This is a genomic window from Streptosporangium sp. NPDC049078 (assembly GCF_040648855.1).
In the GTDB taxonomy this organism is placed as follows: Bacteria; Actinomycetota; Actinomycetes; order Streptosporangiales; family Streptosporangiaceae; genus Streptosporangium.
Genome location: NZ_JBEZEL010000036.1, coordinates 1 through 24,855, shown reverse-complemented (window position 1 = coordinate 24,855; position 24,855 = coordinate 1). Strand labels below are relative to the sequence as shown.

Sequence of the window (24,855 nt, the reverse complement as noted above, 5' to 3'; positions counted from 1 at the left end):
GACCAAAAGCCCACCGGTAATTCTCGTTACCAGTCCACAGGCCGCCCGCACCGCCAGGCAAAGCCCTCACCGGCGGTCATCTCAAAACCACACCAATAAGGCATCCCTGACGTGATTCAGGTCATAGTGTGGCCGAAAGGTCTATCCGAGTTCGCGTAGCGCCGAGGCCAGGCTCGCGGCCGTGGGGCGCTCCCAGAGCAGGCGGGCCGCCACCGGCCTGCGCAGGCCGCCGCGCAGGCGGCCGAGCAACGTCACCGCGAGCCGGGAGTCGCCGCCCGACTCGAAGAAGGCGTCGTGCGGGCCGATACCCGGCTCGTCCAGCACCCGCCGGAAAGCCTCAAGCACCTCCAGCTCCAGCCGGTCGCGCGGTTCGTCGGACCGGCTCGCGGCGCGGGCGGCCGAGGAGGCGAGCCTGCGGCGGTCTATCTTGCCCGCGGTGGTCAGCGGCAACTCGTCCAGCACGTGCACGATCCCCGGCACCATGTAGCCGGGCAGCCGCCCGGCCGTCCACGCCCTGGCGTCCTTCGCCGTGACCGTCATCGCGGAGGTGGAGGTCGCGGTGGATCCCGAGCGGGGCGCGGGGGTGGAAACGGACGCGGCGGCGGTCCCCGAAGCGGCGGTGGAGGCGGAGGTGGCCACGTAGGCCACCAGTTGCTCGTCTTCCAGGGCCACCGCCGCGTCGTCCACGCCGGGACAGGCCCGCAGCGTCTGCTCGATCTCGCCCAGCTCGATCCGGTAGCCGCGATGCTTGACCTGGTGGTCCACCCGGCCGATGAAGTCGAGGCGGCCGTCGGGGCGCTGCCGCACCAGGTCACCGGTCCTGTAGAGCCGCTCACCGCACACCGGAGGCGGCCCGCCCGGCACCGAGGGGGCCGAGGGGGAGGGGCCGGTTGACGTCGAAGGGAGAGGAACATCCGACCCCGAGAGGGACGCCCCGTCTGACGTCGAAGGGAAAGGCCCGTCCGGCGCCGAGGGCGGGGGGCCATCCAGGGCCGAAGGTGAGGGTGTGTCCGGTGCCGTGGGTGGTCGTCCGGCGAGAGGGACGAATCGCTCGGCGGTCAACGCGGGCCGCCGGTGGTAGCCGCGTGCCACGCCCGCGCCGCCGACGTGCAGTTCCCCGGGCACCCCACACGGCGCGACGCGTCCGGCGGCGTCCAGCACCAGCGCGTACGCCCCCGCCATGGGCAGCCCGATCGGCGGTACGCCCTCGCCGGGCGAGCAGTCGGCCAGCGTCGCGATGACGGTCGCCTCGGTCGGCCCGTAGGCGTTGACCATGCGCCGGCCGGTTCCCCAGCGCTCCACCAGGTCGGGAGTGCACGCCTCGCCACCGGTGACCAGCACCCGCAGGGCGGGCAGTGGGTCGTCGCCGGGCAGCGTCGCGATCACCGAGGGGGGCAGCAGCACGGCGTTCACCTCGCGCTCCGACAGGCACCTGCTCAGCGCCCGGCCGACGAGGATGTTCCCCGCCTCCGGCACGCACAGGGTGCCCCCGGAGGTCAGCGTGGTGAACACCTCCCACACCCAGGCGTCGAAGGTCGGCGGTGCGAACTGCAGCAGCCGTACCCCGGGGCCGATCCCCAGCTCGGGGGCGAGGGCCATGACCAGGTTGCACACGCCGGAGTGCTCGAGCAGCACCCCTTTGGGCAGGCCGGTCGAGCCCGAGGTGTAGATCATGTACGCGAGGTCGTGGGGTCCGGCAGGGCCGGGCGGAGTCTCCTTGGCGGGGGCATGCCGGTTGGACGGCCCGGGGACGAGACGGTCGAGGGGAACGGGATCGCGCCGGTCGAGGTCGAGGCGGCGCCCCCCGCCCTCGGGCAGGCCGCCGAGGATCTCCCCGGTGCTCACCAGGACGGCCGCCGCCGCGTCGGCCAGCAGGTACTCCAGCCTGGGAGCCGGTTGGGACGGGTCGAGGGCGAGGAACGCGCCGCCCGCGTACAGCACCCCGGTCACGACCGTGACCAGGCGGGCCGAGCGCGGCAGGCAGATCGCGGCCACGGTGCCGGGGCCCACCCCCTCGGCCGCGAGCCATCCGGCCAGCTCGCGGGCGCGTTCGTCCAGCTCGCGGTAGGTGAGCCGCTCGTCGTCCCCGTCCACGGCCGTCGCCTCTGGGGTGCGCCGGGCCTGGGCGGCGATCAGCGCGGCCAGGGTGGAGGTCGGGGAGTCCAGGTCCACCGCCGCGGGCGGGCCCGCGATCGGTCCTGAGCGGTCGTCGAGTGGCAGGTCGAACACCGGCCGCGCGGGGGAGCGGGTCATCTCGCCTAGCAGCCTCCTCAGGCGGGCGGCCATCAGCTCGATCGTGGCGTGGTCGAAGACGTCGGTGGCGTACGTCAGCGTCGCCTGGAACAGGTGGCCGTCCTCGGCGCCTTCTCCGTTCCCGATCCCCGTTCCTTCTCCGGCCCCGTTTCCCCGGCTTTCGCCGTTCCGGGTTCCTGTCCTGTCCGGTGTTTTCGCGGTGAGACGCAGGTCCAGGTCGCAGGCAGTACGCCGGGCGGCGGGCTCCTCGTCGCCGAGCGGTTCGAGGCGCAGGCCCGCCGCCTCGTGCGAGGGGGGAAGGGGCACGACGCCGTACGCCACGTCGAACAGCGCGCCCCGGCTGGGGTCACGGGGCGGCGCGACGGCGGAGACCAGGTCCTGCAGGGGCAGCCGGTGCCGCCAGGCGTCGTCCGCGGCCCGCCCCAGCCGGGCGGAGAGGGTGGCGAGGTCCGGGTCGCCTGACAGGTCCACCGGCAGGGGGAGAAGGTCGTCCAGCGGCCCGGCCGTCCCCGCGAACTCGTTCGGCTCCCCGCCGAGCAGCCCCGAGACACGCCCCGGGGCGTGCACGCCGATCGTGAAGCGCTCCTGGCCCGAGCAGCGCGACAGCAGGACGGCGAACGCCGCGAGCACCGCGAGGGAGGGGGAGGCCGGCTCGGACGGCACGGCCACCTCGAAGCGGTGCGTCCCGCCCGCGCCGGAGCGGCGCCCGGGGCGGGGCCGGTCGGTGGCCGTCTCCAGCGGCGGCACGTCCCGCAGCGCCTCGCGCCAGAACTCCCGCCTGTCGTCGCCCGTCGCCCCGGGACCACTGTCCGAGACCGCCGCGGTGTCGGCGGGCGCGGCGTCCCGGCCGCGAACGGGCGCCGAGTCCCGGGCGCCGGGAAACGACGCCGACAGGTCAGGGGCCTTCGCGTTGGGAGCCTTCGCGTCCGGGCGGGGGAAGTCGTCCTCGGCGGGTACGCGGGGCGTGCCGGGCAGGCGCGGGGAGTCGCCCTCGGCCCTGGCCCGGTACAGCTCGGCCAGGTCGGCGGCGAGCACCGCGACCGAGCCCTCGTCCGCGACGCACGGGTGCATGCGCACCACCAGCACGTGTTCCTCAGGGCCGAGCGCGAGCAGGGAGGCGCGCGCCAGCGGCCCGGTGACCGGGTCGAACGGCCGGGACTCCACCTCGGCCAGCGTCGCGCCGAGCTTCTCCGGCTCGACCGGCACCGCCCGGGGCGCGGGCAGAGCCCCGGCCGACACCACCGGGCGAGGTCCGTCGCCACGGGTGGGCAGGGTCCAGCGCAGCACCTCGTGCCGCGCGGCCAGGTCGCCGAGCGCCGAGCCCAGCGCCTTCTCGTCGAGAGGGCCGGTCAGCCGCAGCCGCAGGGAGATCCCGTCGGGTACGGCGTCACCGCGGATCCGGTGTTCCAGCCAGGCCCGTTCCTGGGCGGGCGAGAAGAGTCTCACGGGGTGCCTCCGGGCAGGTTGAGACGGAGCCAGTCCAGCTCCTGCTCGATCATGCTCTGGAAGTTCGCGGGGGAGATCATCGAGTACGGCATGTGCGCCTCACCCCAGTAGCTGACCAGCCGTACCTTCTTGGCCTGCCTGGCCAGCGCGGTGTACATCTCCTCCGAGCCGGTGTGGGTCAGGTAGTCACGCTCGCCGTGCAGCATGAGCACCGGCGTCTTGATCTTGCCCGCGTGCAGGAGCGGGCTGTTGCGCACGTACCTCTGCGGGTCCTCCCACGGCGGCTTGCCCAGCCCGAACTCGAACGCGGGGTCCTCGATGTAGGCGGGCGCGAACCACTCCTGCGCGCGGGGCGTGTAGCGGAAGCGGGAGTCGAACACGCCGTAGCTGCTGATCACATCGGAGAAGCCGGAGATCGCGATCGCCGCCTTGAAGCGGTCGGTCTGCGTCACCAGGCTGTGCACGTTGTAGGAGCCGAAGGAGTGTCCCAGCACCGCGAGCCGCTTCGGGTCGGCCACGCCCTCGTCGATCGCGGCGTCCACCGCGTTCATGATCGGCTTGGTGGGCCAGGTCATCGGCTCGGCCGCGGCCTTGCCCTGAGGGCGGGGGATGGAGGGGACGAGCACCGCGTAACCCTCGGCCGCGAGGAACTGCAGGGTGAGGTAGCTCGGATTGTTCACCTGGAACTCCGGCACGTCCTCCAGGGTGGAGACGATCCTGGTGCCGTACACGTTGACCACGAGCGGGTGGCGCTGCCCGTCGCGGTGGTCCGGCGGCAGCAGCAGCGCGCCGGTGAGCTTCTCCCCGTCCGCCCCCTTGTAGGTGATGAGTTCACGCTTCGGAGGGGTCACCTGTGCGAGGTGGCCGTTCAGCGAGAGCCGCTGGGTGTGGCGGCCCGCCTGGGAGGTCCACAGTGCGGTGCCCTGGTCGCCGCCCGCGCCGAAGACCGCGGTGCGGCTCGCGGGGGAGTACCCGGCGACGCCCGCCTCGGGGTGCGGCAGCGGGAGCGGGGTCAGCACGGGTGAGGCGCCGGGCGCCAGCTCGTACAGGCCGCCCTTGGTGTCGCGGGCGAGCACCACGGGGAAGTCGCGGTCGAGGCGGGGGTTGGCCGGCTCGGCCCCTCCCCGGTCGGTGGGCCGCACGCCGTTGCGCTTGACGCCGTCGTCCAGCGGCCAGGCCAGCTCCGCCAGCGGCGCGGCGCCGCCCGCGTTCAGGTCGCGCGCCTTTCCGGTACGCGGGTCGATCAGCCAGGCGCGCCCGTCGGCCACGCCCAGCACGCCGCCGGGCACCGGTACCAGCTCCAGCGGCGGGACCTTGAAGCGCGAGGTGAGGTCGCGCGGCGCGGCTGCCGGGTCGGCGGGGTCGAACGCCCACCAGTCCTGGCGGGCCGCCGGGTTGGCGGCGTCCTTGACCTTCACCCCGCGCACCAGCGGGGTTCCGGCGCCCCACAGCAGGCCCGTCGCGACCAGCCGGTCGGCGGCGAGCGGCGTGGCTTTCCCACCGGCGGAGGGTACGAGGTAGGCGGTGAACGGGTCGGGCGTCTCGGGGGTGGTCTTGCCGACGACCAGCAACTGGGAGCCGTCGGCGGCCCAGCGGGGTTGCACGGTGACCGAGGGGTTCGGCACCTCGGTCACCACGCGCGGCTGCCCGCCGGAGGCGGAGGCGATCGCGAGCTGGGTGCGCCGTTCCAGGACACGCTTGAGCTGCCCGGCGACCGCCGGGGTGGGGCCGAGGTCGTCCACCCGGGCGATGAGGCGTCCGGTCGGGTCGGCCACCAGGTTGCCCGCCGTGTAGGTACGGGCAGGGCCCGCCGAGGTGAGCTTCCCGGTGACGGCGTCGATGACGGCGATCTCCTCGTCCAGCTTGTCCTCGCCCTGGGCGGTGGAGCTGTCGAGCACCGAGGCGGTGGCCTCCTTGCCCTTCTCGACCTTCGCCCACTGCTTCGGGGCGACGCGCTGGGCCTCCAGCCATTGGCCGTACTCCAGCGCCCAGCGGCCGGCGTTCACCATCGGGGCGATCACCCGCCGCTCGTCCAGCCACTGGATGAGGTAGCCCGAGGCGTTCGTCATCGTCTGCACTCCGCGCGGGGTCAGCTTGCGGGTCTCGCCCGTCTCGCGGTCCCACACGTGCAGGAACACGTCGTCGCCGCCCCGGGTGGAGGCGAAGGCGAGCATGCGCCCGTCGGGCGACCACACCGGGTTGTAGTGGCCGGTGCCGTCCTTCGCGCCGTGCGTCACGTCGCGCGCCGGACCCTGGCCGTCGACTATCCAGATGTCCGCGCGCTCGTTTCCGTCGACAAATGATGCCCCATATCTGCTCGACTCGCTCGGGCCGCGTTTCACGACCACCGCCACCGCTTTACCGTCGGGGGACGGCACGACCTGACCGAGTTTCTTCGTGGTCATGAAGTCCTGCATCGCGAACGGCCGCGCGGCCCCCGCGGCGACGGGTCGTTCCACCACCGGGGAAGCCGGTGGGGAAGCACCTCCCACCAGGGCGGCGGCCGTGAGCAATGACAGGGCGAGCTTGACACGTAGAACCATGGGAGGACGATAACCATGTCACCGGAAACAGGAAAAAACGCTCGGACGGGTCTCCGGAAGGCGGCCTATAATCCCGCCCTCGCCTTAATCGGGACGGTACGCGGGTTAATCGGGGCCGCCCCGCCGGTAATCGGGCCCGCCGGTAATCGAGCCATCCCGCCGGCGAGATGACTTCTGCCGGAAAATTCTCCGAGGAATGGGAAGTTCCTAAATGACTGATGTCGATCTGGCCGATGCCGATCTGCACGTCGGCGACAGACCACACGAGGTCTTCCGCCATCTGCGAGACAACGACCCGCTCTACTGGAACCCCGACGGCAAGGAGCCCGGCTTCTGGTCGGTCACCCGCTACGAGGACTGTGTGAACGTCCAGAAGGACCCGCAGACCTTCAGTTCCAACCAGACCAACACCCTCGGCCCGCACCGCAACACCGGTGACCAGGGATCCGGGAAGATGATCAACACGACGGACCCGCCCCGACACACCGAGCTGCGCAAGCTGGTCAACAAGTGCTTCACCCCCCGGGCGATCGCCGCCCTGGAGCCGTACCTGCGCTCGGTCGTCAAGGACGTGTTCGCCGACGCGCTGGAACAGGGAGAGTGCGACTTCGCCACCGTCGTGGCGGCCCTGCCCGTCGCGGGCATCTCCGCGCTGCTCGACGTGCCGCGTCAGGACTGGGACCTGATGCTCAGGCTCACCTCCACGGCGTTCGGCTCGCACGACAGCGAGTACCAGATGACCTCCGACGTGCGCGCCAACGCCGCCCAGGCGCACGGCCAGCTCCTGCTGTACTGCCAGGGCCTGGTGGAGAAACGCCGCAGGTCGCCCGGCGACGACATCGTCAGCCTGCTCGCCCGCTCCCAGGACGCGGGGGTGCTGAGCGAGGAGGAGTGCCTGCTCTTCTTCGACGTGCTGATGCTCGGCGGCAACGAGACCACCCGGCACGCCGCGGTCGGGGGACTGCTCGCCTTCATGGAGCACCCCGACCAGTGGGAGCGGCTGCGCAAGGAACCAGAGCTGGTGCCCAACGCGGTGGGCGAGCTGCTGCGCTGGACCTCGCCCAGCCGCCACGTGCTGCGCCGCGCGGCCCGCGAGACCGAGCTGCACGGCAAGACCATCCGGCCGGGCCAGGACGTCGTCATCTGGCACACCTCCGCCAACCGCGACGAGCGCGTGTTCGACTCTCCCGAGGTGTTCGACGTCGGGCGTCCGCGCAGCTCCCGCAGCGGGCACGTCGCGTTCGGCTCCGGCCCGCACTTCTGCCTGGGAGCCGCCCTCGCCGAGCTGGAACTCACCGTCTTCCTGGACGAACTCGCGAACTCGGTGTCGGGGGCGGAACTGCTCGGCCCGCCCGACTATCTGCGCTCTCCCGTCATCAACGGCGTCAAGCACGTCCAGGTTCGGCTCCATCCCATGGGGTAGAAGCGTCGACCATGAACTCACTCACCTGGGATCAGGTCCACGCGCGGCGGCTGGCCCGCCATCACCTCGTGAAACCCGTCTCCGGCGACCTGCGCAAACCCGTGCGCGACGTGTGCGGGGTGCAGTCGCAGGTCGCCGCCGCGGCCGAGCTGGCCATCGGGGCACGGGTGAAGGACGCCACGCAGGAACAGGTGCGCGCGGAGCTGTACGACAAGAAGCGCCTGGTCAAGACGTACAGCCTGCGCGGCACCCTGCACGTGCACGCCGCCGACGAGCTGGCCCTGTGGATGGCCGCGATGCGCTGGAAGCCCTACTGGCGCGCCAAGGACAGCTGGCACGCCCACCACGGGCTCACCGCCAAGCAGGGCGAGGCGTTCGTCGACGCGGTCCGTGACGCGCTGGACGGCGAGTGCCTGACCCGCGAGGAGCTGGCGAAGGAGGTCTCCGGACGCGTCGGAGCGTGGGCGAAGGACAAGCTCGCCTCCAACTGGGGCGAGTTGCTGCGTCCTGTCGCCTACCTCGGCGTGCTCTGTTTCGGGCCGGTACGCGGAGCCAAGGTCACCTACGTCAGGCCCGACCGGTGGGCGGGGCTGAAGACCGAGGTGAAGGACCAGCCGGACCCCGAGGAGTCGGCGATGGAGATCGTGCGCCGCTACCTGCGCGCGTACGGTCCCGCCACCCACCAGGACCTGGCCCGCTGGTTCGCGCTCAGGCCGCCCGAGGCGCGCGAGACGCTGGAGTCGCTCGGCGAGGAGGTCGCCCAGGTCGAGGTGGAGGGACGCAAGGCGTACGTCCTCGCCGCCGACGAGGGCCGCTGGCCGTCCGACCCGAGCTGCGTGCGGCTGCTGCCGCAGTACGAGGCGTACGTCCTCGGCAGCGGCCCCAAGGAGGTCGTCGTGCCCAAGGACACCGCCGCTCGCGTCTTCGAACACGGCAGGGGCAGGTACGAGGGCGCGGTCGCCCACCAGATCATGCTCGTCGACGGGGTCGTGGCCGGGATGTGGGAGCGCAGGGAGAAGGGCGGCAAGGTCGAGATCAAGCTGGAGTCGTTCGTCGAGCTCGACTCCGGCCAGAGCGGGGAGCTGGAGAAGGAGGTCGAGCGCGTCGGCCGCTTCTACGGAGCCGAGGCCACCCTGTCCATGGGGAAGCTCGTCGGCAAGAAGCGCTGAGCCCCTCCCGGGACACTCCCGGCCGGGAGTGCGGCGGCGGAAGTCTCCCCCCGACGGACTCAGCGGCAGGCGCCGAGATCCTCCCGTATCGCGCGCAGCATGGTGCGGCGCTGGGTGTGGATGAAGAAGTGCCCGCCCGGCAGCAGCCGCAGCCGGAACGCCGCCCCTGTCTGCGCGCTCCACGCGCTCAGGCCCGCCGCCGTCGTGGTCGGGTCCCCGTTCCCGCCGAACACCGAGATCGGGCAGGCGAGCGGTGGCTCGTCCTCGTGGACGTAGGACTCGGCGGCGTTCAGGTCCGCCCGCAGCACCGGCATGATGAGGCTCATCAGCTCCGCGTTGCCGATCACTTCCGGGGGGATGCCGTCCAGCCGGTGCAGCACCCGCATCAGGTCCTCGTCACCGAGCTGCCCGAGCCGTGGCATGCCGTCGCGGACCTGGGGGGCGTTCCAGCCCGACACGAACAGCCGTCCGGGGCCAGGCAACCCGCGCGAGCGCAGCCGCCGTGTGACCGTGAACGACACCAGTGCGCCCATGCTGTGCCCGAACAGCGCGAACGGCAGCGCCTCCAGGCGCGACAGCCCGTCGATCACCGGGTCGACGATCATCGACAGTTTGTGCCTGGGCTTCTCGGAGATGCGGGTCTCCCTGCCCGGCGAGCGCACCGCCCACAGTTCCACGTCACCGGGGAGCAGGTCGGCCCAGCCGCGGAACGTCGTGGCGCCGCCTCCGGCGTTGGGCACGCAGACCAGCCTCGCGCGGGCCCTTTCCGGCCGGTGCAGCGGCACCAGCCAGCTCGCGGGGTGGACCGCGGGGGGCGAGGGGGACGCGGCGCGCGTCGAGGTCGTCGAGGTCGTCGAGGTCACTGAGGTCATGGAAGTCGCAGAGCTCGCAGAGGTCGGGGAAACGGTCATCGCGGAACCGCCAGGGATCGTGCGGAGTCCCGGGCCCGCTCGCAGGCGGCGATGAGATCCGCGAGGGACTCGGGGGGGAACATGTGCGCCGCGTCGCCGGGCCGGTACATCCTTTCCGGCCTCAAACACGACTCGATGAGCAGCCCGTCCACGCCGTACGCCGCGGCCGCCAGCGAGGCGGGGGCGACCAGCGAGGCCGAGCCGGTGCTGTGACTGGGGTCGAAGACCACCGGCAGGTCGGTGCGGGCGCGCAGCGCGGCGATCGCCCCGAACCCGGGCTGCGGCGGGGTTCCCGAGGCGCCCGCGCAGAGCACCACGGCGTCGTTGCCCCGGGTGAGGACGAACTCCGCGGCCCGCAGCCAGTCGTCCAGGCTCGCCCGAGGCCCCCGCATCAGAAGTATCGGCCTGGGCTGGGCGCCCAGCTCTGCCAGGAGCGGACGGTTGTCCAGCTGCCGTCCGTCCACCTGCAGGCAGTCGGCCACCTCGGCGACCGCCTCCACCTCGCGCGGGTCGCACACCTCGGTGATCACGGGGATGGCCGCCGCCCGCCGGACCTCCGCGAGCGCCTCCAGGCCACGCCTGCCCTTGCCGGGAAAGTGGTAGGGGCTGCTGCGCGTCTTGGAAAGCCCGGCCCGCAGGGCGTGCGCCCCCTGCGCCTTGACCGCCAGGGCCGTCTCGGCCGTGTCCTCGGCCGACTCCAGCGCGCACGGCCCCGCCGCCCACCACAGCCGATCTCCCCCCACCACCCCGTCGCCGATCGTCACCTCGCTCGGTGCCACGCCGCTTTCCCGCCGTACCAGCCAGTGGCCCTCAGGGGTCGGGTGACGGGCCAGCACCGCGGGCGAGGTGGATGCGCGGGCGAGGGACTCGTCGCCGCTCACCACGACGAAGACCCGCCCGGCCAGCCTGACCGGCCAGGCGGCGACGTCCTCGTGCGCCCCGGCCAGCGCCGCCACCTCCTCGGCGACCTCGGCGGAGGTGCCGGGCCGGAGTTCGATCAGCACGCCGGGACCCCGGCGTCGATCTCCTTGCGCCAGGCCGCGATGCTCGCGCTCAGCGCGGCGACGTCGGGCCCGTGCCGCAGTACCCCGGTCGTCACCGGCAGGACGGCACGTCCGGGAGCCTCGGCGGCGACGGCGAGAAGGTCGTGGGTCTCGCGTCCGGCCCTGCCCAGGCCCGGCAGTTCCACGACCGCCGACGGCATGCGGGCCACCAGGTCGGTCGCCTCCTCGCGGCCGGCCCCGACCACGGCCGCGGCGGCCACGCCGTGCTCGTCGTTCCACTCCCGTACCTCGTCGGCGGTGCTTTGCGCGACGGTGCGCGACCCGGTCACGGCGCCCTGGACCCCGCCGGCCGCGTGGTTGGAGGTGCGGACGAGCACCATGACCAGGGTCCCGCTGTCACGGGCCCTGCGCAGCAGCGGATCGAGGGCGGCGAAGCCCATGAACGGGTTCGCCGTCACCGCGTCCCCGCCCAGCACACTGCCGGGACCGAGGTAGAGGTCGGCGTAGGAGTCCATCGTGTCGTCGGCGTCGCACACCTTCGCGTCCAGCACGGCGAGCGAGCCCCGCTCGTGCACGCCGTCGACGACCTCGCGCAGCAGGTCCGTGCCCGGGGCGCCGAAGCGGGTGAAGAACGGGACCTGGATCCGGTAGACGGACACCCGCTCGCCCGCGGCCTCCAGCACCACCCCGCACATCCGCCGGGCCCCGTCCACGTCGTCGTCCATCCTCCACGCCTCCAGCCACTTGGGGGAGGGGGCGATTCCCAGGCAGAGGGCGGATCGGGTCTTGAGCAGGTCGGTCCATATCGGTACGGCAGCCATGGACCCATTTCACACACTCGTGCCGGGGGCCGCGCCGGGCCCGCTCGCGGGCGAGGCTTCGTCGGCTAAAATCTCCGGCCCGCGTTTTGTTGATCTACATCGTAAAGTCGCCCGGCGGGATCACGGACCGTCTCACCGGCGTACCCGAGCGGCCCGTGTTCCCGCCGACGACGGACCGCGGCTCACGGGCCGCGGCGCGCGCCTTCCCTGGACGGGGTCAGATCGACGAGGTGGCCGGAGGCGTCGAGCGCTCCTGGCTCTTCCACAGTCGCGCGGTCTCGCGCACGTAGCTACGGTAGTCGCGCGGCGCGTGGCCAAGCAGCCGGGTCACCTCCTGGACCTGCGCCGGATCGGTCGGGAACTCCGCGTTCTTCAGCAGGACGAAGCTCGAGATCCAGTCCTCGAGCTTCTGTGCGGCGAGCCGCTTGCCGAAGATCGCCTGCCACTCCCCATCGCCGTCCACGTAGGTCACCGGACGCCCGAGTTCGGCCGCCCAGATCTCGGCGGCCTCGGCCCCGGTGAACGACTCGGGCCCGATCAGGGCGTACTCACCGCTCGGGAAAGCGGGATCGATGAGCGCGGTCGCCGCCAACTCGGCCATGTCTCGCAGGTCGATGCGGTTCGATCGCTTGATCGGCGTCGGGTAGACGCCGTTCAGGATGTCTTCCTTGAAGATCTCGTCGTTCTGGTTGTAGTTGGCGAGAGCGATCACGACGGGGTTCGCCGTCGACGCCGCGAAGGCGGTGCTGACCTCGATCTTGCCGCGGTAGGCGGGCATGCTCTCCACGAACGCGGCTCTCATCTGGGGGGTCGCTGATGTGTGTGCCGGCGAGGACGAGCCGGATGCCGGCCTCCTCGCCCGCTCGTACGAACGACGTGCCCAGTCGCACCTCGTCCGGCTCGTGCGGGGGGACGTAGAAAGCGGCCTGGACGCCCTTCATGGCACTGCGCACCGCTTCGGGGTCGCCGAGGTCGCCCACGTGGCGCTCGACGTGCGCGGGAAGGTGCGCGGCGCGCTGTTCGTCGCGCACCAGCACTCGCGCGTCGGTACCGCGTCTGAGCACCTCTTCGAGCACCAGGCTGCCCACGGTGCCCGTGCTCCCGACGATAAGAACCTTGGTCATCGCTCTTCCTCCAGCGATCTGTTGTCCCACTTCGCCGTCCGGCCGCCGTGGGCGATGCGTTACGTTGAACATACTTCATTGAATGATAATCAATCAAATGCCGGTAGGCGTTCTCCGTGACCGGGCGGGGGACGATCGTGGAATACGCTGATGACAGGTCGAGCCGGCGTCGCGAGGAGGGGAATGGACGTGACCCAGTCCGTCGTGGGCAAGCCGCCCACCCGGCGGCAACTGGCCGCTCAGGAGACGCGCCGGAAACTGCTGGAAGCCGCGCTGGAGCACTTCTCCAGGCGCCCCTACGCCGACGTCACCGTCGCGGACATCGCCCGTTCGGCAGGGGTCGCCCACGGGCTTCTGTCCCACCACTTCAACGGCAAGGAGAACCTCTACGCGGAAGTCGTGGGCGTGATCGACCAACGGCTCCGCGCCGCCGCGAAGATCGGCTCCGACGGGCCCGTCATCGAGCGGCTCCGCCGCCACCTCGCCGCCCATCTGAGGTTTCTGGCCGAGAACGAGGACGCCGCCCTGAACCTCATCCTGCGGCGTGCGGACACCACCGACGCGGCCTGGAAGGCCTTCGAGACGACGAGCCAGGAGGGAATCCGTGCGATCTGCGGGTTACTCGGCCTCGACGCGGACGCGCCGGCGCTCCGGCTGACCATGCGCGGGTTCAGCGCCGCCTGCGACGAGACGGCCCTGGTCTGGCTGAGAAGCGGTCGTCCCTACGAGATCGAGGCGCTGGTCGACGTCTTCGTCGCCTTTCTGACGGGCGCGATCCGGGCCGCCTGTGACCTCGCGCCGACACCCGTGCTGCGTGAGGCTCTCGAGGTCCTTCAGCCCGAGGTCTCCGACGGCTGAAGCGGTCGACCGGGTGATTTCACGGTCGCATGTCCTCAAAGAGGATGCAGCGCTGATCGAGGTATCCCTTCCGGATCTCCATGATCGCTCGCTAGCCTGAAGCGGTGAAAACAGGCGTCAACGTACTGAACTTCGGGCCGGGCACCGATCCCGGGGTGCTGCGCGGCTGGGCACGGACTGTGGAGGGGCTGGGCTTCGACCTCCTCATGGTCTCGGACCATGTCGCGATAACCCCCGATGTCGCCGAGCAGTACCCGCCGCCGTTCTACGAGCCCTTCACCACCCTGTCCTGGCTGGCCGGGGTGACCGACGGGATCCGGCTCGGCACCACGGTGCTCATCGTGCCGTACCGCCACCCGCTGCTCGTCGCCCGCATGGCGGCCAACCTCAACCGGCTCAGCGGCGGGCGGCTCGTCCTCGGCGTGGGCGTCGGCTGGGCGCGGCAGGAGTTCGAGGCGCTCGGGGTTCCGTTCGAGCGACGCGGGGCGCTGACCGACGATCACCTCCGGGTGATACGCGCCGCCTGGGAGAACGGCGAGGACTACCAGGCCGGGCGAATACCGATCTGGGTCGGCGGCAACGGCGACGTGGGACTGCGCCGGGCGGTACGTCTCGGGGAGGCGTGGCACCCGCTTCGCCTCACCCTGGAGCGGATGCGCGAAGGGCTGGACCGGCTGAAGGTCCTCGCGGACGAGGAACGGCGGCCGGTACCGGGCTTCGCACCCCGCATCGTCCTGCGGCTCACGCAGGTCCCGATCACCGCTCCGGGACGTCTCGCCGGCGAAGGCACGATCGACCAGGTCATCGACGACCTCGAACAGTTGCGCCTGCTTGGCGCCGACAGTGTCGTGCTCGATCCGTTCAACGGCGACCCGCAGGAGACGCGCCACCCGGAGGTGGCCTGGCAGGCGCTCGCGACCGTGGCGGCACACTGGGACCTGGACACTCATCGACCACGAACAGGACGATCATGACGCACGACGACGAGAAGCATCTCCGCAGGGCGATCGAACTCGCCGCCGGGGCGCGAGCGACCGGAGACGCCCCTTTCGGGTCGCTGCTGGTGGGCCCGGACGGCACGATCCTCGCCGAGGACCACAACACGGTTCTCAGCGACCGCGACATCAGTGCCCACCCCGAGCTGAAGCTGGCCAGGTGGGCGGCCCGCGAGCTCACCCCCGACGTCGCGGCGGCCACGACCATGTACACCAGCTGCCAGCCCTGCCCCATGTGCGCGGGCGCCATCGAACGATCCGGTCTCGGCCGCGTCGTGTTCGCGCTCTCCAACGAGCAACTCGCGAGTCTCAAGCCGGGAGGCGGCTGGCCGCACGTGTCCCAGGAGGGCCCGGCGCTGTTCGACGAGGCGCGCGTCCCGGTCGAGGGCTACTACACGTGAAAACGGGTAGCCGCGTGCGCTCTGGCTCACCCCTCGGTGGGCCAGGCGCGCAGTGCCGTCTCGGCGACCCGCAGCAGATCCTCCCTGGCGCAGCCCGCGGCCGCCTGTACCGCGAGGCCGTCGGCGAGGGTGGTGACGAAGCGGGCCAGGTCGGCCGGGTCGCAGTCGCCGGGCAGGTCGCCCTCGTCCCTCGCCCGTGACAGGCGCGCCCGCAGTGTCGCCTCCCCGGCCTGCCTGTGCGCCACCACCTCGCTCCTGATCTGCTCGGCCTCCGGCGCGCACGCCTGCACGCAGCGGATGCTGAGGCATCCGAGGGGGGTGTCGGGGCCGGTGGTCAGCTCGATCACGCCGTACACCAGGCGTTCGACGACCTCTCGTGCCCGGGGCGCCTCCAGGGCGCGGACGGTGAACGCCCCCGGACCGTTGACGTAGCGGTCGAACACCCTGCGAAACAGCTCCTCCTTGTTGCCGAAGGTGCCGTAGAGGCTGGGACGGTTGATGCCCATGGCCGCGGTGAGATCCGATATCGCCGTTCCCTCGTAGCCCTGGCTCCAGAAGACCTCAAGTGCCCGGTCCAGGGCGTTCTCGGGGTCGAACGCGCGCGGGCGCCCTCCTGGCATGCGCACCTCCCTAGTTTCTTACCGATCGATACGTTACCCCGTTGACGGGCCGGTCCGCTCCGGGCTAGTTTTTTACCGATCGATACTTAACTCGTGAAGGGGGACCATGAGCAGATCACCCGCCGGTCCGATCCGTATCGGCGTCGTCGGTGCAAGCCTCGGCCGGGGATGGGGAACGGCAGCCCACCTACCGGCCCTGCTCAACCTGGGGGAGTACGCCGTCACCGCGGTCGCGACCACCAGGCAGGACAGCGCCCACGCCCGCCGCCAAAGCCCTCGCCCACACCTCCGAGCCCTCACTCGCCAACGTCCCCCCTGGCCCGCCTGCGAACGTCGCCGCCCTCTATCTGGAGGTCGCCCGCGCGATCACCGAGGAACGCGAGGCGTACCCCTCCTTCCACACCGCCGTGCGCCAGCACCGCGTGCTCGCCGCCATCGAGAACGCCTCGCGGACCGGCGTCCGCCAGACACTCGCCTCATAGGCCCCACGCCGGACAGGGACCGGTCGGCGGCGCAGGCGCTGAGTTCGTACGGGGACGCGCGCCCCTCGCCGGATTCGACGCGTACACCGTCCGCCGCCCTAGGATTCACAGCTGTTCGACGTCACGAAACGACCCATGGTGCCGCGCTGCGCGCGGGCCGGTGCATGCTTCGGAAAGCAGGGGGATGAAAGCGATCGTTTACCGGCGTTACGGTGGGCCGGAGGTCCTGGAGCTGGAGGACGTTCCCGAGCCGAAGCTCGGCCCGGAGTCCGTTCTCATCGACGTGAAGGCGGTCTCGGTCAACCCGGTCGACTGGCAGACGGCCTCCGGGCATCTGGACAGCCGTTTCGACGTCCACTTCCCCGTCATCCCCGGCTGGGACGTCGCCGGGCTGGTCGCGGAGGTCGGCCCGACGGTCACCGGCTTCGAGGTGGGGGACGAGGTGATCGGATATGTGCGCGAGGACTCCATCGGGCGGGGAACCTACGCCGAGCGGGTGGCCGCGCCGTTGCGCACCATCGCCCGCAAGCCCGCCAACCTGAGCTGGGAGCAGGCGGCCGCCGTTCCGATCGCCGGTCTCACCGCCTACCAGTCACTCGTCCACGCGCTGCGGGTGGGATCCGGTGACACCGTACTGGTGCAGGCCGCGGCGGGCGGCGTCGGATCGTTCGCCGTGGGCGTCGCCGCAGCCCTGGGGGCGCGCGTCATCGGCACCGCCTCGGCTCGCAACCACGACTACCTGCGAGGTCTCGGTGCCGAACCCGTCACCTACGGTCCCGGTCTCGAAGAGCGGGTGCGCTCGCTGGCACCGACAGGGGTCACCGCGATCATGGACATGTACGGCGGCGAGGAACTGGTCTCGTCCCTCGGCCTGCTGCGCGAGGACGCAGGGGGACGGGTCGTCTCGCTCACCAACGACGGCGTCATGGAGCACGGCGGCACCTTCGTGTTCGCCCGGCCGAGCACGGAGGACCTCGACGAACTGCGACGGATGATCGAGGGCGGCCTGGCCGTCCCCGAGATCACGACCGTCCTGGACCTGTCCGAGGCGGCCGAGGCGTTCCGGCTGAGCCAGACCGGCCACGTACGAGGAAAGATCGTTCTCAGGGTCTCGGCGAGCTGACCTGAGGCCCGCGGGCCCCGAGCGGGCGCGTGTGTTTTTCTCGAAGCACCACGCGGTGCGTCGCTGTTCACGCGTTCCACTCCGTCAGGGCGTCGCCCATCGGGGTGCGCGTGTAGAGCACCGAACGCCCGCTCCTGCCGCGCGAGACCAGCCCCGATCGTCTGAGCACCGCGAGGTGGTCGCCGACGCCGCCGAGCGTCATGCCCAGCCTGGCGACGAGCTGGCTGGTGCTCGCGGGCGTCGCCAGCTCCAGCAGCACCGCGGCCCTGCCCCTGCCGAGCAGCGCGGCCAGGCTGTCGGGCGCGGGTGGCCGGCTTTCCCACAGCGCGGACACACCCCGCGCGGGATAGGTGACCCCGAAGGCGCGTGGCGGGTCGAGGTAGACGATCCTCCCGCCGAACGCGTTGGGCATCAGGACCAGGCCGACACCGCCCAGCCGGTGCGAGGCGCCGCTGACCCGGCCGAGCAGGATCCGCTCGCCCCGCAGCGACATCTGCACGTCCAGCCCTTCGAACACCGCGGTCCAGCCGTACACCGCCAGTCGTCCCGCCCACCGCACGATGTCACGCTCCAGCAGTGCGCGTGTCCTCGGCCAGTCGGGTTCGATCAGCGCGCTCCACACGGCGACCAGGCTCTCGGCGACCCGTTCGGCGACGTCGGGCACGTCCAGTGCCGCGGCCGTCGGCCGGCCCCGATAACTCAGCTCCAGGTCGGCGCGGGCCTTGTGGTACGGGGTGTGCCGCACGGCCAGCGCCTCCTGGGCGAACGTGGTGTCCGCGCGGGGTGGTGGCACGCAGAAGAAGTCGGGCACGTAGTCGGTGACCACCAGCAGGTCGGCCAGGGCACGCAGGACGGGGTCGGCGGCGACGAGCGCCTCGTAGCGGTCCCGCACCCTGGCCGTCCACCGCGACATCCCCGGCGAAGACCGGATACCGGCGAGCAGGGGCAGGGCGGTGACCACCTGCGCCATCGGCGACATCACGAAACGGGTACGCGCCAGATCCTCGGGGGTGCACTCCAGATAGGCCACGTTTCGCCTCCTGACGAAACAGTAGCCCGCCGTACGGATCGGCCCGCAAGCTCCGGTGCGTGAACACCTATCGGGAGCTTTTCGCCGTCGGCCAGTTCAGGACGCTGTTCGTCGCGCAGGCCACGAGCGTCATGGGCAAGATCATGGAAAGCCTGGCGTTGTCCACGCTCGTCTACGCCCACACGGGGTCGCCGTTTCTGGCCGCACTCGCCTACCTCGCGGGTTTCCTGCCGCAGGCCGTCGGCGCGCTGACACTCGGAGGGCTGGCCGACGGGCTGCCGCCCAGGGCGCTGCTGGTCTCGTGGGATCTGACGAGGGCGGTCGCGGTCGCGACGCTTGCCCTCGGAGTGCTGCCGGTGTGGGGGATGCTGGCGCTGGTCATGGCGTGCGGGCTGTTCGACGCCGTCGCGGGCGGCGCACGCCAGGGGCTGCTGGCCGACCTGCTGCCGGGTAACGGCTACGTGCTGGGCCGCTCGGCCCTGAACATCGCGGTCGGCGCCGTGCAGATCACCGGATTCGCCCTCGCCGGGACGCTGCTCGCCGTGGCCGGGCCGTACGCGGCACTGTGGTCGGGCGCGGCGCTCGGCGTGCTGGTGGCGCTCACGCAGCGGCTGGGGCTGCGGGCCAGGCCGCCGAGGGTGTCGGGGCGGGCTGTCTGGCGACAGTCATGGGCGGTGAACGCCGAGTTGCTGGGTGACCGACGGATCCGCGGGCTGCTGCTGGTGCAGTGGGTGCCGAACGGGCTGATCGTCGGAGCGGAGGCGCTCTACGTGCCATACGCGGACGACTCGGCGGGAGCGGCGGGAGCGCTGTTCGTCGCGGCGGCCGGTGGCATGCTTGTGGGTGACCTCCTGGTCGGCCGATGGACCACCCCCGAGCAGCGGATCCGGCTCGCGGTGCCGCTGTTCACGCTGCTGGCGGTGCCGTACCTCTTCTTCGCGCTGTCACCGGGCGTGTGGGTGGCGACGGCGCTGGTGGCGGTCGCCTCCTTCGGGTTCGCCGGGCACCTGGGCACGCAGGAGCGTTACGTGGCGGCGGTGCCCGCGCGGGTCAGGGGACAGGCACTCGGGCTGGCGGGCAGCGGCATGATGGCCGGACAGGCGCTGGCGGCCTCGGGGACGGGGACGCTGGCCGAGTTCGTACCGGTCTCCGCGGCGATGGCGCTGGCGGGCGTCGCGTCGCTGGTGGCGACCGCGTGCCTGTATCCCACCCTGACCCGCCGTACGGAGGAGCGGACGCCCCGGCAGTGAAGCATCCGGCTTCCCCATGAGAAGCCGGACGGCTGTGGAGCCAGCCGGAGGTGGGCGGCAGGGGCCTCCGTTGAGCTCGGGCCGGGTGGGCGAGGGCCGGGCTACCAGTGGGCAGGTCGGGTGAGTGACGGCGGCAGCGAGGTCCGGGCGTCACCCTTGGCCGCGTCCAGCTGGGACTGGATGAGGAAGATGCTCCCGGTGAGGTCGGCGCCCGAGAGGTCCGCGTCCCGCAGGTCGGCTCCGATGAGGTCGGCCGCCCGGAGGTCGGCGCCCCTCAGATCGGCCCCGATGAGGTAGGCGCCCCGCAGGTTGGCGCCCCGCAGGTCGGCACCCTTCAGCTTGGCTCCAATGAGGTCGGCGCCCCTGCGGTCCTTCCTCTTCCCGCGCCCGGCTTCGCCGCGCACGAGCTCGCTCGCGCGCAGCAGCAGGGCGTTGGCCTCCCGCCGGTGTGCCGCCACGTCCAGCCGTGCGAGAACGTCGGGGGTGTCGCGGGTGAGGCGTTCGGTCCTCTCCAGGGCGAGGCCGAGCTCATCGTGGATGGAAAGGGCCGGTCGCAGGGTGAGCGCCTCGGTCAGGTACCAGAGCAGCTCGTGGAGGTCGCGCATGACCGGGAACACCTCGGCCATCCGCTTCGCGGTCTGTGGCGCCCGCCGCCAGTCCTGCCCACCGAAGGTGACCTGGGAGACCTTCTGCCCGGCGCCGAAGCAGTCGTAGACGGTGCAACCACGGAAACCCTTGTCCCTGAGGCGGGTGTGGATGCCGCAGCGGAAGTCCGTCAGCAGGTTGGGGCAGGCCTGCCCGGCCTTCTTGTCGATCGCGAAGTCCGACGAGGCCGAGAAGGCGGGCACGACGCAGCACAGCGCGAAGCAGCTCTCGCAGTCGGCTCGCAGATCGGCACGATCTCCCCCGGTGGAGGGGGCCGTGTGCTCACGGCTGTCGGACAATGCGGGGATCTCCTCATGCGGGGCGGTCGCGCTGTTCGCGGTCCTCGAAACAGGGCCGCGAACAGCGATTCAACCGCTAAACCCTATCCGACCGTGCCCGTTTCCCGATCGCGGGGCGGAGGGAGGGCGGGCATGGTCCCGACGACGACGGTGGCGTCCAGCTCCTCGGATTCGACCACCCTCGGGACCAGCCCGTTGCGGGCGAAGGCCTCGGCGGTCCGCGGCGCCTGGCGTTCGCTCGTCTCGATCAGCAGGTGACCGCCCGGTGCGAGCCACCGCGCCGCGGACGCGGTCACCCGCCGCTGGATCTCCAGCCCGTCCGCGCCGCCGTCGAGTGCCACCCGTGGTTCGTGTACGCGGGCCTCCGGGGGCAGCAGTCCGATCGCCTCCGTGGGCACATAGGGGGCGTTGGCGGTCAGGATGTCGACGCGGCCCCGCAGCGTGGCGGGCAGCGGCTCGTAGAGATCACCCTCGTACACCCGGCCGCCGGGGGTGACGTTGCGCCGGGCACAGCGCACCGCGGCGGGGTCGATGTCGACGGCGTGCAACTCGACCGGTTCCAGGGCCGCGACCAGTGCGGCCCCCACCGCTCCGGAGCCGCAGCACAGATCGACGACGATCCGTGGCCGGGGGGCCTGGTCGCCGGGAGCGGTGAGGTCTTCGGAACCGGAGGAAACAGGGGGATCGGAGGCGGGGCGGGGGAGGGGGGCGGACCGATCTGCCGATCCGGCGGTTCGGTGGGCGAGGGCGACGGCCTGGTGGACGAGAAACTCGGTGCGGCGCCGGGGAACGAAGACCCCGGTGTCCACGGCTATCCGCAGCCCGCAGAACTCCGCCCAGCCGAGAACGTGTTCGAGGGGCAGACCGGAGATCCGCCGGTCCAGCATGGCGGCGAGTTCGGACGGCGTCCGCGCCGTGGAGAGGAGCAACCGTGCCTCGTCCTCGGCGAAGACGCAACCGGCGGCCCGGAGCCTGGTGACGACAACGGGTTGGGGGAGAAACGGCGGTAAAGCCGACATTGGAGCCTTTCGGGATGCCGATAGGGCTCCCTCGGTCACCTACGCCGGAAGGACCGCGCGACCGTGAGACGGGAGCACCCGACCTGACACAGCGGTAATGGGTCTCACCTCCTCGATCACGTCCATTGCTGGAGGGCAACACTACCTCCGAGCCGCCCTCCGTACGAACACATTACGGCGAGGCGGCTCTCACCTCGGTCCTGCCGAACTCCCCGTGCCCCTGTCGAAGCGGAACGCCGACGCCGCTCCTCGACGAGGCCGATCCGACGCCAGGCCCTCGCGCGCCACCCGCCGCGACCTCCCGTCAGGAGGGAGAGCTCCCGCGAGGAACCCGCCTCAGCAGGTACGTGTCCATGATCCAGCCCTTGCGTTCCCTCGCCTCGGCACGGACGTCGCGGATCCGGTCGGCGACCTCCTCGACCGGCCCCGCCACCAGGATCTCGTCGGGGGTGCCGAGGTAGGCGCCCCAGTAGATCTCGAAGTCGGCGGGGTCGGGCAGGGAGGCGAAGGCGTTGCGGGCGTCGAGCATCACGACGATGTCGTCGATGTCGTCGGATTCGCCGGGTCCCTCCTCCGACAGGCGGCGGCCCGTGGTGATGTGCAGGGGCCGTGCGACCCGGGTCAGGCTGGTGCGGTGCCGGGCGGCCAGCGCGGACACGCTGCTGATGCCGGCGACGACGTCGTACTCGAACCGCACCGTGCCCCGGGCGAGGACCTCCTCGACGATGGCCAGCGTGCTGTCGTAGAGGGAGGGATCGCCCCAGACGAGGAACGCGCCGGTCTCGTCGTCGCCGAGTTCGTCGCGGACGAGCCGCTCGTAGATGTCGGCACGGCGCGACCGCCAGTCCTCCACCGCGCCCGCGTAGGCGGGGGTGGTCCGGTCGCGCTCGGGGTCGCGGGCCTCGACCAGCCGGTACGGGGCGCGGGCGTGCGCGTCGACGAGGTCCTGCCGGAGTTGGACGAGGTCGTGCTTGGCCTCGCCCTTGTCGAGGACGAAGAACACGTCGGCCGCCGCGATGGCCTTGACCGCCTGAAGGGTGAGGTGGTCGGGGTTTCCCGCGCCGATGCCGATGATGAGAATTCGCTTCACGCGGGAAAGTCTGCCCCCTGCGCGCAGAGGACGTCGCGCCGGGCGTCACCCGGGAAGGCCTACCCCGGCGGAAACCGGCCGGACGACCGCTTCCCGGCAGGACCCGGCCGGGCGGTGAGGGGCGGGATCTCGTCGCGGGTTCCCGTTCGGGTCGTTCGGGCTTCGGGTCGTTCGGGCGGAGAAGTCGGATCAAGACCTCGTTCTGGTCTAGTCTCGCGATCGTGACGATCAGGAACTCACATTGCTCCTTCTGCGGCGGAGCCTTCGCCCCCGACCAGGCGTGGCCGCGCACCTGCTCCGGCTGCGGGAACACCTCCTACCTCAACCCGTTGCCGGTCGCGGTGATGGTGTTGCCGGTGGACGAGGGCCTGCTGGTGGTCCGTCGTGGCGTCGAACCGCACCGGGGCGCTCTCGCGCTGCCCGGTGGCTTCGTCGACATGGGCGAGTCCTGGCAGCAGGCGGCCGTCCGGGAGCTTCGCGAGGAGACGGGGGTCGTCGTCGACCCGGACGGCGTGCGCCTCCTCGACGTGCTCAGCGCCCCCGACGGGACCGTGCTGGTCTTCGCGCTGGGACCTCGGACGGGCGCGGCCGACCTCCCGCCGGTCGTGCCGACGGACGAGACGACGGAGTGGCTGCTGATCGACGGACCGCGAGAGCTCGCCTTTCCGCTGCACACCCGGATCGTGGCGGAGTACTTCGCCGCGAAATGATTACGCGGTCGTCGGCACCGGTGGATTCGGCTCTCGACCTCGGAGGGAGGGCGACGCGGCCGCCGGGGGCACGGTCCCGGATCTCCGACGGCCTGTTTAGCGCGGGCGCGGCGGGTAGGGGGCGGTTGTCCCACCTTCACCGACGAGGAGAAACACCATGACGGACGTGTGGAGCTACCGCCCCGACACCTACAGCGGCGAGCAGGCGCTGGATCTCGTGGGGTTCGACGTGGAGGCCACCGACGGCAAGATCGGTTCGGTGGACGAGGAGAGCAACACGGTGGGCAACAGCTACATCGTCGTCGACACCGGGTTCTGGATTTTCGGCAAGAAGGTCCTGCTGCCGGCCGGCACCGTGCACCAGATCGACCCGCAGGAGCGCAAGATCTACGTCTCGCGCACCAAGCAGGAGATCAAGGACGCGCCGGAGTTCGACGAGGCGACCTACAGGGAGCCCGACTACCGCGAGAAGCTGGGCGGCTACTACGGCCCCGGCACGCTGTAGTCGTTGACCGTCGACGAGCCCTTCCCCGCCCGGGGAAGGGCTCGTTTTCCGTGCGGTTCAGGAACGAGGGGGAGACCGGCTCAGGGGTAATCGACGAGATTGGCCACGTTGGTGCTGGAGTTGGACGGGCCGCCCGTGGTGTTGACGACGTTGCGGATCGTGCCGACACCACCGAGCGAGACCGTCACCATGTTGTGAAGGCGCACCCCCGGCTTGTTCGGGACCTCGAACGCGCGGGCCGCCACGACCCCGGGGTTGACGTTGAATTGACGCGCTCCCTGGCCTGAAGGGCCGGGATTCAGTCCGTGCCGCGTCATGCGGCACCTCTGTGGCTTCCTGCTTCATCGGCGTCGGCCACCGCGAGCGGTGGTCTTACGTCACCTCCACGGGCGTTTAACGTCTCCGCCTCCCGCCGCGTTTCAGCGGCGGGTTTCCGTCCAGCGGCGACGGTTCGTTGGCCTTCGGTGAGGATGTTGCGTGCGGCGTTGACGTCGCGGTCGTGGACGGCGCCGCAGGGGCAGGTCCATTCCCGGACGTTCAGCGGTATCGACTCTTGCCGGGTGCCGCACTGCGAGCACGTCTTCGAGGACGGGAACCAGCGGTTGATCTTGGCGAAGGTGCGGCCGTAGCGTTTCGCCTTGTACTCCAGCATGGTCACGAACTGTGACCAGCCCGCGTCGTGCACCGACTTGGACAGCCGGGTGCGGGCCAGGCCGTTCACCGACAGGTCCTCCACGTAGACGGCTTGGTTGTCACCGATCAAAGTAGAGGACAGCTTGTGCGTGAAATCCCGGCGCGCATCAGCCACCCGGGCGTGCGCCCTGGCGACCTTCACCCTAGCCTTCTGACGGTTCGCCGAACCCTTCTGCGTGCGGCTCAGCGCCTTCTGCGCCTTACGCAGCTTCTTGGCCGCCCGCCGCAGGATACGCGGGTTGTCGAACTTCCGACCGTCGGACAGCACCGCGAAATGCGTGAGCCCGAGGTCGATGCCGACCTCGGCGGTGACCTCGGACGCCGTTTCGGGCAGCGGCTCATCACCGGTCTCGACCGGTCGGGTAGCCGGGATACGTCGCCGTATCCCGGCCCCCTCAGAACCGTGCGTGCGACTCACACCGCACACGGCTCAAGCAGAAC

The 24,855-nt window shown here is 71.4% G+C and carries 23 protein-coding genes and 2 pseudogenes; 11 read left to right on the top strand and 14 right to left on the bottom strand.

Translation table 11 applies throughout. From position 1 onward, the window contains the following. Positions 1-141 precede the first annotated feature (141 nt). Both AB0B90_RS38480 and AB0B90_RS38475 read right to left on the bottom strand, forming a co-directional pair. Positions 142-3,699: an amino acid adenylation domain-containing protein gene (locus AB0B90_RS38480; RefSeq protein ID WP_362926833.1), complete on the bottom strand. Its 3,558-nt coding sequence runs from the start codon at positions 3,697-3,699 to the stop codon at positions 142-144. Continuing rightward, positions 3,696-6,242, bottom strand: coding sequence for a prolyl oligopeptidase family serine peptidase (locus tag AB0B90_RS38475; RefSeq protein WP_362926831.1), 2,547 nt, complete (start codon positions 6,240-6,242; stop codon positions 3,696-3,698). Before AB0B90_RS38475 ends, AB0B90_RS38480 begins: the two co-directional genes overlap by 4 nt. 211 nt (positions 6,243-6,453) lie before the next feature. On the opposite strand from AB0B90_RS38475, the gene AB0B90_RS38470 reads away from it, so the two are divergent. Then, positions 6,454-7,665 (top strand): cytochrome P450, encoded by a 1,212-nt coding sequence (locus AB0B90_RS38470; RefSeq protein ID WP_350949412.1) that lies wholly within the window; start codon positions 6,454-6,456, stop codon positions 7,663-7,665. A gap of 11 nt (positions 7,666-7,676) precedes the next feature. Next, positions 7,677-8,834 (top strand): winged helix DNA-binding domain-containing protein, encoded by a 1,158-nt coding sequence (locus AB0B90_RS38465; protein ID WP_362926828.1) that lies wholly within the window; start codon positions 7,677-7,679, stop codon positions 8,832-8,834. A 59-nt stretch (positions 8,835-8,893) separates the two neighbouring features. Here AB0B90_RS38465 and AB0B90_RS38460 read toward each other — a convergent pair whose 3' ends face one another. From AB0B90_RS38460 to AB0B90_RS38440, 5 genes and pseudogenes are all read right to left on the bottom strand, one after another. Then, on the bottom strand, positions 8,894-9,697 hold the full coding sequence (locus AB0B90_RS38460; RefSeq protein WP_362926826.1) for an alpha/beta fold hydrolase: 804 nt from the start codon (positions 9,695-9,697) through the stop codon (positions 8,894-8,896). Positions 9,698-9,741: 44 nt separating this feature from the next. Beyond that, complete coding sequence (locus AB0B90_RS38455) at positions 9,742-10,749, bottom strand: 3-deoxy-7-phosphoheptulonate synthase (protein ID WP_362926824.1); 1,008 nt, start codon at positions 10,747-10,749, stop codon at positions 9,742-9,744. After that, entirely contained in the window at positions 10,743-11,570 is an 828-nt protein-coding gene (gene pyrF / locus AB0B90_RS38450) for an orotidine-5'-phosphate decarboxylase (protein ID WP_362926822.1), read from the bottom strand. Before pyrF ends, AB0B90_RS38455 begins: the two co-directional genes overlap by 7 nt. A 217-nt stretch (positions 11,571-11,787) precedes the next feature. Then, positions 11,788-12,372: a hypothetical protein gene (locus AB0B90_RS38445; RefSeq protein WP_362926852.1), complete on the bottom strand. Its 585-nt coding sequence runs from the start codon at positions 12,370-12,372 to the stop codon at positions 11,788-11,790. A gap of 82 nt (positions 12,373-12,454) precedes the next feature. Beyond that, positions 12,455-12,634, bottom strand: a pseudogene (locus AB0B90_RS38440) (NAD(P)H-binding protein); the annotation flags it as partial. Between AB0B90_RS38440 and AB0B90_RS38435 the strand changes: the two are divergent. The 4 genes from AB0B90_RS38435 to AB0B90_RS38420 all read left to right on the top strand — a co-directional run bounded on the left by AB0B90_RS38435 (position 12,551) and on the right by AB0B90_RS38420 (position 14,948). Further along, positions 12,551-12,814 carry a hypothetical protein gene (locus tag AB0B90_RS38435; RefSeq protein WP_362926850.1) on the top strand — a complete coding sequence of 88 codons (264 nt, stop codon included), beginning with the start codon at positions 12,551-12,553 and terminating at the stop codon, positions 12,812-12,814. The pseudogene AB0B90_RS38440 and the gene AB0B90_RS38435 overlap by 84 nt on opposite strands. Before the next feature lie 63 nt (positions 12,815-12,877). Continuing rightward, positions 12,878-13,552 carry a TetR/AcrR family transcriptional regulator gene (locus AB0B90_RS38430; RefSeq protein WP_362926820.1) on the top strand — a complete coding sequence of 225 codons (675 nt, stop codon included), beginning with the start codon at positions 12,878-12,880 and terminating at the stop codon, positions 13,550-13,552. Positions 13,553-13,656: 104 nt separating this feature from the next. Next, the gene (locus tag AB0B90_RS38425) at positions 13,657-14,526 is read left to right on the top strand and encodes an LLM class flavin-dependent oxidoreductase (RefSeq protein WP_362926818.1); all 870 of its coding nucleotides are present in this window, start codon (positions 13,657-13,659) and stop codon (positions 14,524-14,526) included. Then, a complete protein-coding gene (locus tag AB0B90_RS38420) occupies positions 14,523-14,948 on the top strand; it encodes a nucleoside deaminase (protein ID WP_362905900.1) in 426 nt (141 codons plus the stop codon). The genes AB0B90_RS38425 and AB0B90_RS38420 overlap by 4 nt, the downstream gene beginning before the upstream one ends. A 26-nt stretch (positions 14,949-14,974) precedes the next feature. Here the strand turns inward: AB0B90_RS38420 and AB0B90_RS38415 are convergent, their stop codons facing one another. Beyond that, on the bottom strand, positions 14,975-15,568 hold the full coding sequence (locus tag AB0B90_RS38415; RefSeq protein ID WP_362926816.1) for a TetR/AcrR family transcriptional regulator: 594 nt from the start codon (positions 15,566-15,568) through the stop codon (positions 14,975-14,977). Positions 15,569-15,717: 149 nt separating this feature from the next. Between AB0B90_RS38415 and AB0B90_RS38410 the strand changes: the two genes are divergently transcribed. Further along, positions 15,718-16,050, top strand: coding sequence for a hypothetical protein (locus AB0B90_RS38410; RefSeq protein WP_350949402.1), 333 nt, complete (start codon positions 15,718-15,720; stop codon positions 16,048-16,050). 184 nt (positions 16,051-16,234) lie between these two features. Further along, a complete protein-coding gene (locus AB0B90_RS38405) occupies positions 16,235-17,173 on the top strand; it encodes an NADP-dependent oxidoreductase (protein WP_362926813.1) in 939 nt (312 codons plus the stop codon). 67 nt (positions 17,174-17,240) lie between these two features. Here AB0B90_RS38405 and AB0B90_RS38400 read toward each other — a convergent pair whose 3' ends face one another. After that, positions 17,241-18,203 carry a winged helix-turn-helix domain-containing protein gene (locus AB0B90_RS38400; protein ID WP_362926811.1) on the bottom strand — a complete coding sequence of 321 codons (963 nt, stop codon included), beginning with the start codon at positions 18,201-18,203 and terminating at the stop codon, positions 17,241-17,243. Positions 18,204-18,262: 59 nt separating this feature from the next. Between AB0B90_RS38400 and AB0B90_RS38395 the strand changes: the two genes are divergently transcribed. Continuing rightward, positions 18,263-19,453: an MFS transporter gene (locus AB0B90_RS38395; protein ID WP_350949399.1), complete on the top strand. Its 1,191-nt coding sequence runs from the start codon at positions 18,263-18,265 to the stop codon at positions 19,451-19,453. A 101-nt stretch (positions 19,454-19,554) separates the two neighbouring features. On the opposite strand, the gene AB0B90_RS38390 is transcribed toward AB0B90_RS38395, so the two are convergent. The 3 genes from AB0B90_RS38390 to cobF form a co-directional block, all read right to left on the bottom strand. Next, positions 19,555-20,397 carry a pentapeptide repeat-containing protein gene (locus tag AB0B90_RS38390; protein ID WP_362926809.1) on the bottom strand — a complete coding sequence of 281 codons (843 nt, stop codon included), beginning with the start codon at positions 20,395-20,397 and terminating at the stop codon, positions 19,555-19,557. A gap of 83 nt (positions 20,398-20,480) precedes the next feature. Further along, on the bottom strand, positions 20,481-21,416 hold the full coding sequence (locus AB0B90_RS38385) for a putative protein N(5)-glutamine methyltransferase (RefSeq protein WP_350949397.1): 936 nt from the start codon (positions 21,414-21,416) through the stop codon (positions 20,481-20,483). 304 nt (positions 21,417-21,720) lie between these two features. Continuing rightward, the gene (gene cobF, locus AB0B90_RS38380; RefSeq protein WP_362905912.1) at positions 21,721-22,506 is read right to left on the bottom strand and encodes a precorrin-6A synthase (deacetylating); all 786 of its coding nucleotides are present in this window, start codon (positions 22,504-22,506) and stop codon (positions 21,721-21,723) included. 221 nt (positions 22,507-22,727) lie between these two features. Here cobF and AB0B90_RS38375 point away from each other — a divergent pair, with 221 nt between their 5' ends. Then, complete coding sequence (locus tag AB0B90_RS38375) at positions 22,728-23,216, top strand: NUDIX domain-containing protein (protein WP_350949395.1); 489 nt, start codon at positions 22,728-22,730, stop codon at positions 23,214-23,216. Between the two features lie 157 nt (positions 23,217-23,373). Continuing rightward, entirely contained in the window at positions 23,374-23,721 is a 348-nt protein-coding gene (locus AB0B90_RS38370; protein ID WP_350949394.1) for a PRC-barrel domain-containing protein, read from the top strand. 80 nt (positions 23,722-23,801) lie between these two features. Here AB0B90_RS38370 and AB0B90_RS38365 read toward each other — a convergent pair whose 3' ends face one another. Both AB0B90_RS38365 and AB0B90_RS38360 read right to left on the bottom strand, forming a co-directional pair. Beyond that, positions 23,802-24,038 (bottom strand): hypothetical protein, encoded by a 237-nt coding sequence (locus AB0B90_RS38365; protein WP_362926806.1) that lies wholly within the window; start codon positions 24,036-24,038, stop codon positions 23,802-23,804. Continuing rightward, a pseudogene (locus AB0B90_RS38360) lies at positions 24,035-24,781 on the bottom strand (RNA-guided endonuclease TnpB family protein); the annotation flags it as partial. The gene AB0B90_RS38365 and the pseudogene AB0B90_RS38360, both read right to left, overlap by 4 nt. Between the last annotated feature and the right edge of the window lie 74 nt (positions 24,782-24,855).